Origin of the sequence: Flavobacterium sp. SH_e, assembly GCF_025717045.1 — a bacterium.
In the GTDB taxonomy this organism is placed as follows: Bacteria; Bacteroidota; Bacteroidia; order Flavobacteriales; family Flavobacteriaceae; genus Flavobacterium.
The window spans coordinates 93,104-106,611 of sequence record NZ_JAOVZN010000007.1; the positions used below are offsets into that span (position 1 = coordinate 93,104).

The following is a 13,508-nucleotide window of genomic DNA, read 5'->3' on the forward strand; positions in this document are numbered from 1 at the left end:
GTTTTATTTCAAAAGCTATTTACTAATTGCTTTACTCAAATCTTTAAAGTCATTATCTTTTAAATTATAAGCAAAACCTGCTCCGTAAAAATAGTAAACACCGTCTCCTGTTTTAGCATTTACAACTTGCAAATATTTGTTTCCATTCATACTTACATATCGTAAATAGTAGATTTCTTCATTGTTAAGAATCTTTCTTTTAAGATCCTCATCTCTAATAAACTGATATTTGTATTTATAATCTTCTACCAGTTTTTTAAGATCTTTTTCGTCTCTTAATTTTTCAGTTCCTTTCCATGGGTTATATTCCATCATGTAAGCTTCAGGAATATATAGTGTATTATCTTTAAGTTTTTTCACTTCAGGTTTTACAAAATCATCATAAAGTCCAATATGTTCTCCAGCATTGATCAACTGATTGATAAGCTGAAAATAGTTTTTTAGCATTCCAAGATTTGTATTGGTAAAACTATTTTCTGTATACATTTTTTCATAAAGAATTGAAATTTTCTCATCTGACCTAGCTGCCATTGCTTCTCCTAAAAATGAATTATTAGCGCAAAGTGGAACCCTTGCAACATACTTCATATTCTCATTCAAAAGATTATTCAATTTTCTGTTATATTTTTTATCATCTGATTTAAGCTTAGCTAAACCTTTATCAAATTTTTCTTTATTCAAAACTCGTATTGCAAAATTGGTATGAATATAAACAGTTCCTTTGCTTGTTTCCACTCTATCTCCAATGAATTTTGCAATAGAATATGTTCCATCAATATAATCCAAGATATTAAAATCTTTATATTCTACCACTTTAAATGGAGTAACAGTCCATGTTTCTTTTAAAATTTTCTCATAATCTTCTTTAGAGTTTACTTGAGGAAGCACAAAAACAGTAGTCGTAGATTTAAATTTCTCTAATTCCCCTTTTTCAAATTCATCGTTTGCTCCACGATCAGAAGAGGTAATGGCAACCTGTGCAAAATTTTGAATGCTTAGGGCAAGCATTGCAAATAGTAAAATTCTTTTCATTAATTTAATTTGTTTTTGGTTATTATTTATGGAATAAAAGTAGTACAAAAAAAACGCATTCAAACTAATGAATGCGTTTTTTTAAATATACTAAATTGTATTCTTTATCCTTTCAAGCTTGCCGCTAAATACTCACGGTTCATACGTGCGATATTTTCAAGTGAAATTCCTTTTGGACACTCGATTTCACAAGCTCCAGTGTTTGTACAGTTTCCAAAACCTTCCAAATCCATTTGGTGAACCATGTTTAATACACGATCCGTTGCTTCAACTTTACCTTGAGGCAATAATGCATATTGAGAAACTTTTGCAGAAACGAATAACATTGCTGAAGAGTTTTTACAAGTTGCAACGCAAGCTCCACAACCAATACAAGCTGCAGCATCAAATGATTTATCTGCGTCGTCTTTTGGAACTGGAATTGCATTTGCATCGATTGTATTTCCTGAAGTGTTTACAGAGATAAATCCTCCTGCATGTTGAATTCTGTCAAAAGAACTTCTGTCAACAACTAAATCTTTAATTACTGGGAAAGCTTTTGCTCTAAATGGCTCGATAAAAATCGTGTCACCATCTTTAAACATACGCATGTGTAACTGACAAGTTGTAACACCTCTGTCTGGTCCGTGCGCTTCACCGTTGATGAATAAAGAACACATTCCGCAGATTCCTTCACGACAATCGTGATCAAATGCTACAGGCTCTTCTCCTTTGTTGATTAAACCTTCGTTAAGAACGTCTAACATTTCAAGGAAAGACATATCTGGTTCGATTCCATCGATAGGATATTCTACAATCCCTCCTTTATCTTGAGCGTTTTTTTGACGCCATATTTTTAATGTAAGTTTCATAATTTTGTTATGGGTTATAAGTTAAGAGTTAAACGTCATAGGGTTACTACTCCATTTTAGTCCTAGCTAAATAATTTATATATCCATTTAATATTGCTTTGGTTCTTTCGAACCTTTCTCTAAATTTTTGCAACAAATCTTCTTCAATATAATTCTCATCTAAAGCGGTAATTACCTGATTTAAAGATTCAGTTAATGAACCTCGGGCAATTCTGCAGAATTGAATATTTTCTTGATAATGATATCTTCCAAACCCTTCGGCAATATTATCACTAACAGATCTAGAAGATCGTTTAAGCTGACTAGTTAAGGCATATTTTTCGTCAATTGGAAATTTCGAAAGAATATTTTGAGAAACAAAGATTCTTAATTCACGTGCTGCTTTCCAGCATTCTAAATCTTCGAACGACTTTAAACTCATAACCCTTAACTCTTAACCTTATGTTATTTATAACTTCTTTGAACTAATTTAATGTTTTCGTAATTAAGAGGTTCTTTGTGTAATACTGCATCACTTGGTTTTCCTTTGTATTCCCAAGCTGCAACGTATGCAAAGTTCTCATCGTCACGAAGTGCTTCTCCTTCTTCTGTTTGGTATTCCTCACGGAAGTGACCTCCACAAGATTCGTTACGGTGTAAAGCATCTTTTGCGAACAATTCTCCTAATTCTAAGAAATCGGCAACACGAGTCGCTTTTTCTAACTCCTGATTAAATTCGAAAGCGCTTCCAGGAACTTTTACATCTTTATAAAACTCTTCACGTAAAGCAGCAATTTCTTCGATAGCTTCAGTCAAACCTTTAGCATTACGAGCCATACCTACTTTATTCCACATGATTTTTCCAAGTTTTTTGTGGAAATAATCTACAGAATGTGTTCCGTTGTTGTTGATAAATTTATTGATTTGATCTACAACTGCTTTTTCAGCTTCAACGAATTCTGGCAAGTCTGTAGAAATTGGTCCCATTTTAATATCTGGAGCTAAATAATCTCCGATAGTATATGGCAATACGAAATATCCATCAGCTAAACCTTGCATTAAAGCAGAAGCTCCAAGTCTGTTTGCACCGTGATCAGAGAAGTTAGATTCTCCAATTGAGAAACATCCAGGAATTGTAGTCATTAAGTTATAATCAACCCAAGTTCCACCCATTGTATAGTGAACCGCTGGATAAATCATCATTGGCGTTACATAAGGATCTTCGTCAACGATTTTCAAGTACATTTGGAATAAGTTTCCGTATTTACTTTTCACGATATCAGTTCCTAATTTAGTAACTAAAGCTTTGTCATTTTCATTCAATCCTTTTACGTGAGCCGCTTCTTTTCCGTAACGTTCGATAGCAGCAGCGAAATCTAAATAAACTGCTTCTCCAGTTTTGTTAACTCCAAAACCAGCATCACATCTTTCTTTAGCCGCACGAGACGCAACGTCACGAGGAACTAAGTTACCAAAAGCAGGATATCTTCTTTCTAAGAAATAATCTCTTTCGTCTTCAGATAAATCAATCGCTTTTTTCTTTCCTTCACGGATTGCCTGAGCATCTTCTAATTTTTTAGGTACCCAAATACGACCGTCATTACGTAAAGATTCAGACATCAAAGTCAATTTAGACTGGTGATCTCCTGAAACTGGGATACATGTTGGGTGAATTTGCGTGTAACAAGGATTTGCGAAAAACGCTCCTTTTTTATGAATTTTCCAAGCAGCCGTTGCGTTACTTCCCATAGCATTTGTAGAAAGGAAAAATACGTTTCCGTATCCTCCTGAACCAATTACTACCGCGTGAGCAGAATGTCTTTCTATTTTTCCTGTGATTAAGTCACGAGCGATGATACCTCTCGCTTTTCCGTTCACGATTACAATGTCAAGCATTTCGTGACGGTTGTACATTTTGATTTTTCCACGACCAATCTGACGGTTCATTGCAGAATAAGCTCCTAACAATAATTGTTGTCCAGTTTGTCCTTGTGCGTAGAATGTACGAGAAACCAAAGTTCCTCCAAAAGAACGGTTATCTAAAAGTCCGCCGTATTCACGAGCCAATGGCACCCCTTGAGCCACACACTGGTCAATAATATTAGCAGAAACTTCAGCCAAACGGTGAACGTTTGCCTCACGTGCACGGTAGTCTCCTCCTTTTACAGTATCGTAGAACAATCTGTAAACTGAGTCACCGTCACCTTTATAGTTTTTTGCCGCGTTGATACCTCCTTGTGCCGCAATAGAGTGCGCACGACGTGGAGAATCTTGGAAGCAGAATGCTTTTACGTTATATCCTAACTCAGCCAAAGTAGCCGCAGCTGAACCTCCAGCCAAACCTGTACCAACAACGATAATATCAAGATTACGTTTGTTAGCAGGGTTTACTAAATTAATATGATCTTTATAATTTGTCCATTTGTCCGCTATAGGACCATTTGGAATTTTTGAATCTAATGCCATTATAATTGATATTAATTATTGAAATGATGAAATAATGCGATAATTACGAAAAGCGCTGGAACTACAACTGCGAACCAGTAACCTACTTTCGCTAAAAATCTTGAGTATTTGTTGTGCATTCCCATTGATTGAAGAGAAGATGCAAACCCGTGCCATAAGTGGAATCCTAAAAGGATAAATGACACACAATATAATCCTGTACGGATTGGGTCATGAAATTTGTGAACTAACTCACCATAATATCTTGTAGCATCTGGTGCTGTACCCGCTATGTATTTGTAGCTAACTTCAGGAAACCAGAAATCGTAAAAATGCAATCCTAAGAAAGCTAAAATAACCAATCCAGAAATAATCATATTTCTAGAACTCCAAGAAGCGTTTGCGGCTCCGTTGTATTTAGCGTATGCAATTGGTCTTGCCGCGCTGTTTTGTGCCGTAAGTACAAATCCCATTACGAAGTGGAAAATTACCCCGAATGCCAAAACTGGTTGCATTACATACTGAATCAGCGGATTGTATCCCATAAAGTGAGAAGCTTCATTGAAAACATCTTCACTAAGAATAGAAATAAAATTTAAGGAAACATGCAGCGCTAAAAACGTGATTAAGAATATTCCCGAAAGAGCCATAGCCACTTTCTTTAAGATGGAAGCATTCAACTGTGCAGATTGTGCCATAAGTGTTAAGTAGTTTGTTTTAAAAAATTACACAAAAATAATTCAATTACAAAAGAACTACAACCATTTCGCTGTTATTTATAATGATTTTAAAATAGCACGCATCTACGTATTTTTACGTACAAAAACTAAGCTGCTAAAAAATAATTCACTATAGGAAACTCAAAATACTGCTTTTTAAGCTTTAAAGAAAAATTTGAGCTCTAAGTAGATTACTAAAAATTTATCATATTGTTATTTTATTCAAACTTTTGATTTATTTTCTTCAAAAGTGTTCCTCGGCAGAAATTTTGTCTAAGTAAAAAATTGTCATTCCACAACATAGTTTTACCTTTAGCGGCTCAAAAAATTAATAATGAAAACAGGAATTGATGCTATTTCTTTTGATGTAGCAAACATACATTTACCCATAAAAACTTTGGCTGTTGCCAGAAATATTGAACCCGAAAAATTAGAAAAAGGACTTGGATTACTAAAAATGACTTTCCCAGACGTTCATCAGGACGCGGTTGTTTTTGGCGCAAATGCCTTAACCAAGCTTATCATTGACAATAAAATTGACTTAAAAGAAATTAGCCGAATCTATGTTGGTACCGAAAGTGGCATTGACAGTTCTAAACCAATCGCTTCTTATTTAATTAGCTTAATGGAACAGAAATTTGGCGAAGATTCATTGGCAGAATGTGACGTAGTTGACTTTACTTTCGCTTGTATTGGCGGAGTTGACGCGATGCAAAACTGTCTGGATTTCGTTAAATTAAATCCAACTAAAAAAGCAATTGTAGTTACTTCTGATTTTGCAAAATATGATTTGAATTCTGGCGGAGAATACACTCAAGGCGCAGGAGCTGTTGCCATGTTAATTGCTGCAAACCCAAAAATTATTGCTTTTGATGATAATTGGGCAACGAGTACAAAAGGAGTTTTCGATTTCTTTAAACCATACAGAACTATTTCTAAAGAAGAAATTACTAAAAACACCAACAACGATTCTTGGTTCGACAATTTAGAAGCTGAAATCGAAATTCACAAAGATCAACCAGTTTTTGACGGACAATATTCAAACCAATGTTATATGGATCGTACGCGCAATGCTTACTTTTCATTCAAGAAATTAAAAAACACAACCGAAACTTTATACAACACTTGGCATAGTATCGTGATGCACTTGCCATATTCTTTCCAGGGAAGAAGAATGCTTTCTGAAATCTACGCTTTAGACAATGCTGAAAAAATCATTGCCGATGATATTGCACCTGCAGATTATCAGACCAAAATTAAAGAAGTGGCAAAATCTGAAGATTACAGAAATTTTGTAACCGAGAAATTACAACCTGCAGAATTGGCTTCTTCTATAATTGGAAACCTTTATACAGGTTCAATTTTCATGGGATTGTTATCGACTTTAGCTCATTTTTATGATACTAATAAAGAAGTTGCAGGAACTAAATTCGGTTTCTTAGCGTACGGAAGCGGATCGAAATCAAAAGTTTTTGAAGGAACGATTCAGCCAGAATGGAAATCGGCTTTAGAAAACGTAAAACTTTTTGAAAATTTAGCCGAAAGCGTAGAAATTGATTTCAACACTTATGAAAGCCTTCATAAAAAAGAACAAAAACAAAGCGTGAGAACTCCGAAAAACGAATGGGTTTTAGATAGAATCGAGAAAGAAATTCCTGTTTTGATTGGGGCGAGATATTACAAATGGATCGGTTAAATTCCAATTTTTGAAATTCCAAATTCCAATAGAAAACCGAAGCAAATTGCTTCGGTTTTTTGTTTTTATACCATACAGTTTGTCATTTCGAGGAACGAGAAATCTCCACAAGTAACTCCGCAACGAAAACCCAATCTTTGTCGAGCTACATGTGGAGATTTCTCGTTCCTCGAAATGACAAGATTGGGCAGAAAACCTTTGTCAAAGTTTAAAACTTTGTCAAAGGTCGCAACTTAGATGAATTGCCTCCAGCTTTAGCTGGAGGTTTAAGAATTCTAGAATATAAAAGGCTTTAGCCTAAATACTCATTTTGGCTAAAGCCATTCATCTACACAAATATTCATCCCCCAGTTAAAACTGGGGGCTATTGAAATTATCCAATTACCTAATTGACTAATTTTCTAATTTAAAAAATCAATCCCTCTTATGCTGTTCAGTATAATTTTGATTTCCTTTAATTCGGGTATCTTCGGTATGCATCCCGTTTGCCATTCCTAACATGAAAGCAGTTATTATAATTATGAATTTTCTTTTTATCCAATGAAGAAGCGGTCGTTTAGATTGCTCCAAACGAAATTTTTTATTTTGTTTATACATTTTGAAAATGATAAATGATTAGACATTATTGATCATCTATGCTCAGAAATAAGTTTTCTTAAGCGCTGTATAAACTTTTACGGAAATGATTTGAAATGATTATTTCATTTATAAAAACCGACTGATTTATAAATGAAGTTAGATTTTGATGAAGCTGATTTTGCAGTTTAAAAAGCTTTTTAATTTGAAAAGTAAAAACATTTTCGGTTTTAAGGAAATTCAAAACAATCGAAAACTTTATTTGATTCCAGGAAACAACTTGTCCAAATTTATATAAACGAGAACTTTTGAGATCTGATTCTCTTCTCAAAATTACAAATGAAGATTGGTAATATTCTGCCGATTTAGATTGAGAATATAAAGTACCATCGCCCGCAATCACGACCAAAGTCAGAAAGAGTGCAATTAGGTATTTTATATGTTTTTTCAATCTCTTTAATTTATTGTTTCAATTGTATCTTCATTTGTTCTACCAAAGACATAAATCTTTGATTGTTCATAATGTGAGAATTGGCTTCAGCAAACCAATTATTGAAATTCTTAATATCTTTTTTAATGTAATAAGCCTGCAAAATATTGAATGCATTTTCAGCATTATAGGTTTTATCTGAAACTTCTTTAAAAACTTTACGACATATATCCTCTGCTTCTTTCAGATTGCCATTTTTTGTTTCTGCATAAATTAATTCCTTATTCGTATAAGCATCTAAAGGTTCTTTTTTTAATGCAATTTTCAAAACATCAACTGCCTTTTGATATTGTTTAAGACAATTATAAGAATAAGCCAATTCTACACAAAGGCCTTTATATTCTGGATCTATTTTCTGAGCTTTTTCAAGATATTCAAGCGCTTTTTCACATTCATTCCAACCATTGTACATAAAACCCCATTTATAAAGCCTACCAATCGAACCTTCATCGGTTTTATAATTTTTAAGCCAATCTGGTTCTTTTGGGATAATCAATTCTGAATATTTTGATTCCGGAATAAAAGCCACTAAATTATTATTGGGTTGCAAACGATATTTTACTTGCCCTTCTGTCTCTCTTCTTTTTGGAATAAATTTGCCACTTGGATCAATTGTAAATGTTCCTTCCCAATCAAAAGTCAATCCTGCTTGCGAATCGATATATATAAATCCGTATGGATGAGAACCAGTACTATCTGCTGAAAATGCAACCCATTTATCTTCGCTTTGAATATTTTTTTTATCAAATTGAATTTTGTCTTGCGCAAAAATCTGAGACACATAAGCTAAAAACAGTAAAGCAAAAGTCTTTTTCATATTTAAATTTGATTGCTTAGAATTATAAAATCAATTCAAATATATAGATTCCATTTTACTTTTTTTTTATATCATTCTTATAAACCAACAACCCCAATCCTAAAACAAAAACCAGACAGCTCAAAACCATCAAAATTCCGTTTTTCAAAGCAAAAAAGGAAACTCCCACAGCAACCGCACCAATTATTACCATTAAAGATTTTACAGTTTCAGTTTTTATAAAAGTGAATGCATGAACTGCTAAACCCAGAAAAAGCAAAGACGGACCAACAGCCACAAACGGATAAAAAAGCAATGGCGAATTGCTGATATGCTGACTTAATTCAGCCTTTTCGATTTCGTTATTTCCATAACTTGACATTATAAAATCGATTGTACAAAGTCCGATATGCGCAACGACGCCTAAAGTTGTCAAAACAGAACCCACTTTATTAATTCTTGTTTTAGGAAATGCATCATTAAAAGACAATAAAAAGCATGCGCCGATTAAATTAAACCAATGGGCAAAATCTACAGATTCGCTTAAACTTAGCAAAAGTTTAGAAAAGAATAAATAACTAATTAGAAAAAACACTAATCCGATAAGGCAACGTTGTTTTGCATTCATAGTTTTAATTCAGTTAAAATTTAAAGTTTCATTTCCATAATTGGCATGAAACGGTTTTTTATTGACAATTCGAATTCTCCAACTTTTGCAAATCCCATTTTTAAATAAAATTCCACAGCATTGGGTTCTGAATCTAGCGTTATTTTTTCGATTCCAATTTCTTTCATTCGGTTTAAGAAATCCAGAAGCAAATATTTCCCAAATCCTTTTCCGATATATTCAGGCAGGACAAATAAATTATCAAGTTCTACAGCCTTGTCATTTTCAAAAATAAAAGAATAATACCCCATAATTAAATCATTATCAACCAATTTAAAAACGCTATGCTCTCTTATATAATCCTTAGAAATAGTTAAATTTTTATCCCATTTCTGAATTTGCTCATCAGAATATCCCCAATAAGCTTTTGACTTTTTGGTTATTGAAGTTAGAATTTCGTTGTCGATTATGTTGGCTTTTTGAATTATCATTAGTTTGAAAAACAAGTTTTTAAGCATCTTTAAAATTTAACCGCAAAGTCCGCAAAGAATTTTCAATCTTAAGTTTCATTGAATAATCGCAAAGTTCGCAAAGCTTTGAACACAAAACTTTGCGAACTTTGCGTAAACCTTGGCGAGCTTTGCGGTTAAAAAACATCTCTATTTATAAATCGTAAACTTATTATGACTCAAAGTAAAACCTAGATTTTCATAAATCGCCACGTTTTCTACTCGTTTCTTATTTGTCGTAACTTCTATACTTTTCAAACTATTTTTCTCGGCAAAATCTAAAATCTCATTTATTAATAATCTTCCAATACCTTGTCCACGGTATTTTTGATGAATAAAAAACTCCTGAATTTCGCCAACCAATCCGCAATGATGTAGCAAATTTTGGGTATGAAAACTAATAAACCCTAAACCTTCATTTTCGTTTTCGGCAATTAGATAAAGATTTTCTGGGTTTGAAATGTTTTCATTAAATATCATTTTGAAAACTTCAAAATCTAAAACCTCGTTTTCGAGTTCGCAAATTGCTTTGTAAACGAAGTCTAAGTCGTGATTTTCTACTTTTCTGATGTTTACTTTTAGATTCATAACTTTAACTCATATCCGTCAGCTTTACAATCTTATCGTCCGAGAATTGAAAAATCGATTTTCCTTTCATACTTAATTCTTGACCAGCTTTTAATCCGTTTGGAAAATCTACTGCTAGAACAGCATAATAATCAATGTCAATTATTGCTGTAATTTCATCTTGTATGAATGATGTAATAGTTTGTTTTCGTGCTGAGAAATATTCTTTTCCTTTTTCGGCTTGGGCCGAAAATTCTTTTATTCCATTCAAAGTCAGGTTGATTTCGCCATTTTGAATGTTTTCAAAAATAACCAATTCGTCAAAATCAGCAATCATTTTATCAATATCAAATTGATTATATCCTTCGATATAATTTTGGATTATTTTTTCTTTCTCAATCATAATATATTGTTTTACAAATATTCATTCAATTTAAGTCGTTCAAATTTCTGTTTATACTTTTGAACATAATTATTCCATTTTTCTTTAAAGGCTTCATTATTATAAACTAAAGCTGCATAATCTACCGTTTCCTTACTAAAATGATTTCCAAAAATATTCTCTAAATATTCAATTCCTGAATCGATTACTTTTTTTAGAACTTGTAATTTATCAATTCCACTTGCTTTGCAGGCTTTATCAAGCCACAATCCTTTCCCTATTTTCACATATTCTACAAGAAGACTTTCTGTAATAAATACAGGCGGAACATCGTTGATGTCTGGTTCATGTTTTCCATTTTTAAAAACCAATAAAATCAGTTCTTCAGAATAATATCCTTCTGGAATTAATCTCAGCGTTGTACCGCTTTCAGCCGCTTTAAAAGAAAGATCTTTTGTAATAAACTCATCAGGAATTACCTGAATTGCAAAACCATCTTTTTCAACCAGTTTTTCACAAAGTTCTGGCGTAATAAATTCTTCGTTTACATAGGGCAAAGCATGAAATGTATTTTCTAATGCCATTTCGCACAATTCTTTGGTTTTATACTGAGGCGGAACCAGTTTTAGATCTCTATAATTTTCTTTTACCCTTAATTCCCAATAAGCAAAGGTTTTTGGAGCTGGATTGCTTTGCTTTAAAACATATTCACCTCTTGCCAAATCCCGTTCTAATTCTTCAAAAGTTTCGATTAATGGATTATCTAATAACTTCCTGAGTTCGTTAGAAATAATTTCTTCATCTGTTTCATCGTCATATTCGCATTCATTTTTAGGATCAATTTCATCTCTATCATTATAATAAAACAGCTCATTTTTTCTTTCGGCAAATGTCGTATTGTGATCTGTTACAATAAAAACCGGAGCTTCAATTAAACCTGTACAATTAAAATTACCATGATTATAATAGGTCATTACAACTTCTTTAGCAGTGACATTTCCGTTTATTTCTACATACGAACCGCCTAAAAGCAAACTTTTGCAGAAAACATTTCCGTTTATAAAAACATACGGCCCATAATCTCCTTCAGCATTAATAATAGAACCGCTAATGAAAGCATTTCCGTCAATTAAAATTCCTTCAATCCTAAATTCATCAATGGTTTTAAAAGGAAGATTAAAAATATTGAGATACCATTTCTTTATTTTGTCCTCATAAATATCCAAATGAAAATTGGAATCAAAAAGCACATCTTTATCTGCTACAAGAAAAAAATCTTCATCGTCCCATTCATCAAAATAATCAAATCCTTCTCGATCAAGTAAAAAAGGATATTTAGATTTTACTTCTTTTATAGTAACTAATTTAAAAGCTGAATTGTGCATTTTTTATTCTTATTAAACCAAATTTGTCTGGCATTTATTTTATATCAAGATTACACAATTCTAAATTCAAAACCAATTCGATAGTCAGAAAAATTGTATTTTTACTCCACAAAAAAGAACTTGCAACTGCAAACTTGTTTTCTGCATAAACCAAAAAGGTAAAAGAATTTTAAATATCTTTGAATCATGAGCACAGCAATAAAACCAAAACATATCGGTAGAAACATTAGCCGAATTAGAGAACTGAGAGATATGAAGCAGGAAGCGCTTGCGATTGCGCTTGGTGTTAGCCAACAGACCATCTCTATTATTGAAGGAACTGAAAACGTTGATGAAGAAAAACTAAAGAAAATTGCTGAAGTTTTAGGTGTTCCAGCTGATGTAATCAGAAACTTTTCTGAAGAAGCTGTTTTTAATATTATGGGGAATAGTTATGACAATGGGTCTTCATCAATAAATCATAATAATTGTACATTTAATCCACTTGACAAACTTTTGGAAGTTATTGAAAAGAATGAAAGACTTTACGAAAGGTTGGTAGAAGCTGAAAAAGAGAAAGTTGCTCTTTTGGAGAAGTTACTTGATAAGAAATAGAAATTTATTTTTATAAAAGAAAAACCGAAGTTTTGAAATTTCAAACCTTCGGTTTTTTTATCAATTTAACTCATAAAGCATATCCTAAATATTTATATTATGGAGTCTGTTTTTTTTAAAGTTCATTCAACCAAACAATCCATTTTTCTTGAAGAATATGCAAATCTTTCGGAGTCGATTTCATCGAAACTGAACCAAAATTTTCTCCCGTCACAGCTGTTAGCAATCTGTTTGCTCTTCCAGCAATTGTGAATAAATCATCATTTACTATCAATCCATGTCCATAGTCTTTTAAATCTCCACTTTCTATTCTTTCAAATATCATCAAATCAGCACTGTTCATAAGACCAACTTCTTTTTTGTTTGTTATTCGATTTATTAATTGTGGAATTATCTTTTCGTAATTAAAAGCTATCCAATATTCAGCATCAAACAAATACCCATATTCCTGATTATTATCGATTTTATCTAAAATAAATTCCATTGAATAATTTTTGATCTTTTCTTTATTGCTTTCATCAAGCCAATTGAATTGATTTTTTTGTTCATCTATTGCATTTTGAAACTTCTGAGAAATCTTTGGATCTTTTGGAAATTTCAAGTTTAAAGCATTAGTCTGCGCGAATGAAATATTGGAGATAAATATTAAAATAAGGAGATTTTTCATTCCGTTGTTAGGTTTACAATATTATTAGCCAATTTACAAAATCATTTAAAAGATAATTAAATGCAAATCTGCATGAAACAAAAATCGTCAATCTTTTTAGAGTTACTTTCGGAGATTTCTCGTTCCTCGAAATGACAAGATTGAGGTTACTCGTAAATTTGAAAAGAAAAAATTTGCCAATCTTTGTGGAGTTTCGAGTGTGATCTCTCCTTC

15 protein-coding genes are annotated in these 13,508 nt (G+C 32.5%); 2 read left to right on the forward strand and 13 right to left on the reverse strand.

The genetic code is table 11. From position 1 onward, the window contains the following. Positions 1 to 15: 15 nt before the first annotated feature. The 5 genes from OD917_RS17445 to OD917_RS17465 form a co-directional block, all read right to left on the reverse strand. Positions 16 to 1,032 carry a hypothetical protein gene (locus OD917_RS17445; protein ID WP_263524661.1) on the reverse strand — a complete coding sequence of 339 codons (1,017 nt, stop codon included), beginning with the start codon at positions 1,030 to 1,032 and terminating at the stop codon, positions 16 to 18. 104 nt (positions 1,033 to 1,136) lie between these two features. Further along, complete coding sequence (locus tag OD917_RS17450) at positions 1,137 to 1,883, reverse strand: succinate dehydrogenase/fumarate reductase iron-sulfur subunit (protein ID WP_263524662.1); 747 nt, start codon at positions 1,881 to 1,883, stop codon at positions 1,137 to 1,139. A 46-nt stretch (positions 1,884 to 1,929) separates the two neighbouring features. Further along, positions 1,930 to 2,304 carry a four helix bundle protein gene (locus OD917_RS17455; RefSeq protein ID WP_035653142.1) on the reverse strand — a complete coding sequence of 125 codons (375 nt, stop codon included), beginning with the start codon at positions 2,302 to 2,304 and terminating at the stop codon, positions 1,930 to 1,932. Between the two features lie 23 nt (positions 2,305 to 2,327). Then, positions 2,328 to 4,328 carry a fumarate reductase/succinate dehydrogenase flavoprotein subunit gene (locus OD917_RS17460; protein WP_263524663.1) on the reverse strand — a complete coding sequence of 667 codons (2,001 nt, stop codon included), beginning with the start codon at positions 4,326 to 4,328 and terminating at the stop codon, positions 2,328 to 2,330. 11 nt (positions 4,329 to 4,339) lie between these two features. Next, entirely contained in the window at positions 4,340 to 5,005 is a 666-nt protein-coding gene (locus OD917_RS17465; RefSeq protein WP_263524664.1) for a succinate dehydrogenase cytochrome b subunit, read from the reverse strand. A 355-nt stretch (positions 5,006 to 5,360) separates the two neighbouring features. Here OD917_RS17465 and OD917_RS17470 point away from each other — a divergent pair, with 355 nt between their 5' ends. Continuing rightward, a complete protein-coding gene (locus OD917_RS17470) occupies positions 5,361 to 6,722 on the forward strand; it encodes a hydroxymethylglutaryl-CoA synthase family protein (protein ID WP_263524665.1) in 1,362 nt (453 codons plus the stop codon). Positions 6,723 to 7,377: 655 nt separating this feature from the next. Here the strand turns inward: OD917_RS17470 and OD917_RS17480 are convergent. The 7 genes from OD917_RS17480 to OD917_RS17510 form a co-directional block, all read right to left on the reverse strand. After that, on the reverse strand, positions 7,378 to 7,749 hold the full coding sequence (locus tag OD917_RS17480) for a hypothetical protein (RefSeq protein ID WP_263524667.1): 372 nt from the start codon (positions 7,747 to 7,749) through the stop codon (positions 7,378 to 7,380). Between the two features lie 10 nt (positions 7,750 to 7,759). Continuing rightward, complete coding sequence (locus OD917_RS17485) at positions 7,760 to 8,605, reverse strand: tetratricopeptide repeat protein (protein ID WP_263524668.1); 846 nt, start codon at positions 8,603 to 8,605, stop codon at positions 7,760 to 7,762. 55 nt (positions 8,606 to 8,660) lie between these two features. Then, positions 8,661 to 9,212, reverse strand: a complete 552-nt coding sequence (locus OD917_RS17490; RefSeq protein WP_263524669.1) for a hypothetical protein — start codon at positions 9,210 to 9,212, stop codon at positions 8,661 to 8,663. A 20-nt stretch (positions 9,213 to 9,232) separates the two neighbouring features. Next, the gene (locus OD917_RS17495; RefSeq protein WP_263524670.1) at positions 9,233 to 9,682 is read right to left on the reverse strand and encodes a GNAT family N-acetyltransferase; all 450 of its coding nucleotides are present in this window, start codon (positions 9,680 to 9,682) and stop codon (positions 9,233 to 9,235) included. Between the two features lie 168 nt (positions 9,683 to 9,850). Then, the gene (locus OD917_RS17500; protein WP_263524671.1) at positions 9,851 to 10,288 is read right to left on the reverse strand and encodes a GNAT family N-acetyltransferase; all 438 of its coding nucleotides are present in this window, start codon (positions 10,286 to 10,288) and stop codon (positions 9,851 to 9,853) included. A gap of 4 nt (positions 10,289 to 10,292) precedes the next feature. Next, on the reverse strand, positions 10,293 to 10,670 hold the full coding sequence (locus OD917_RS17505) for a nuclear transport factor 2 family protein (RefSeq protein ID WP_263524672.1): 378 nt from the start codon (positions 10,668 to 10,670) through the stop codon (positions 10,293 to 10,295). An 11-nt stretch (positions 10,671 to 10,681) separates the two neighbouring features. Then, positions 10,682 to 12,034: a polymer-forming cytoskeletal protein gene (locus tag OD917_RS17510; RefSeq protein WP_263524673.1), complete on the reverse strand. Its 1,353-nt coding sequence runs from the start codon at positions 12,032 to 12,034 to the stop codon at positions 10,682 to 10,684. Positions 12,035 to 12,220: 186 nt separating this feature from the next. Between OD917_RS17510 and OD917_RS17515 the strand changes: the two genes are divergently transcribed. Then, positions 12,221 to 12,628, forward strand: coding sequence for a helix-turn-helix domain-containing protein (locus OD917_RS17515; protein ID WP_263524674.1), 408 nt, complete (start codon positions 12,221 to 12,223; stop codon positions 12,626 to 12,628). Positions 12,629 to 12,743: 115 nt separating this feature from the next. On the opposite strand, the gene OD917_RS17520 is transcribed toward OD917_RS17515, so the two are convergent. Then, entirely contained in the window at positions 12,744 to 13,295 is a 552-nt protein-coding gene (locus tag OD917_RS17520; protein WP_263524675.1) for a hypothetical protein, read from the reverse strand. Positions 13,296 to 13,508: the final 213 nt, after the last annotated feature.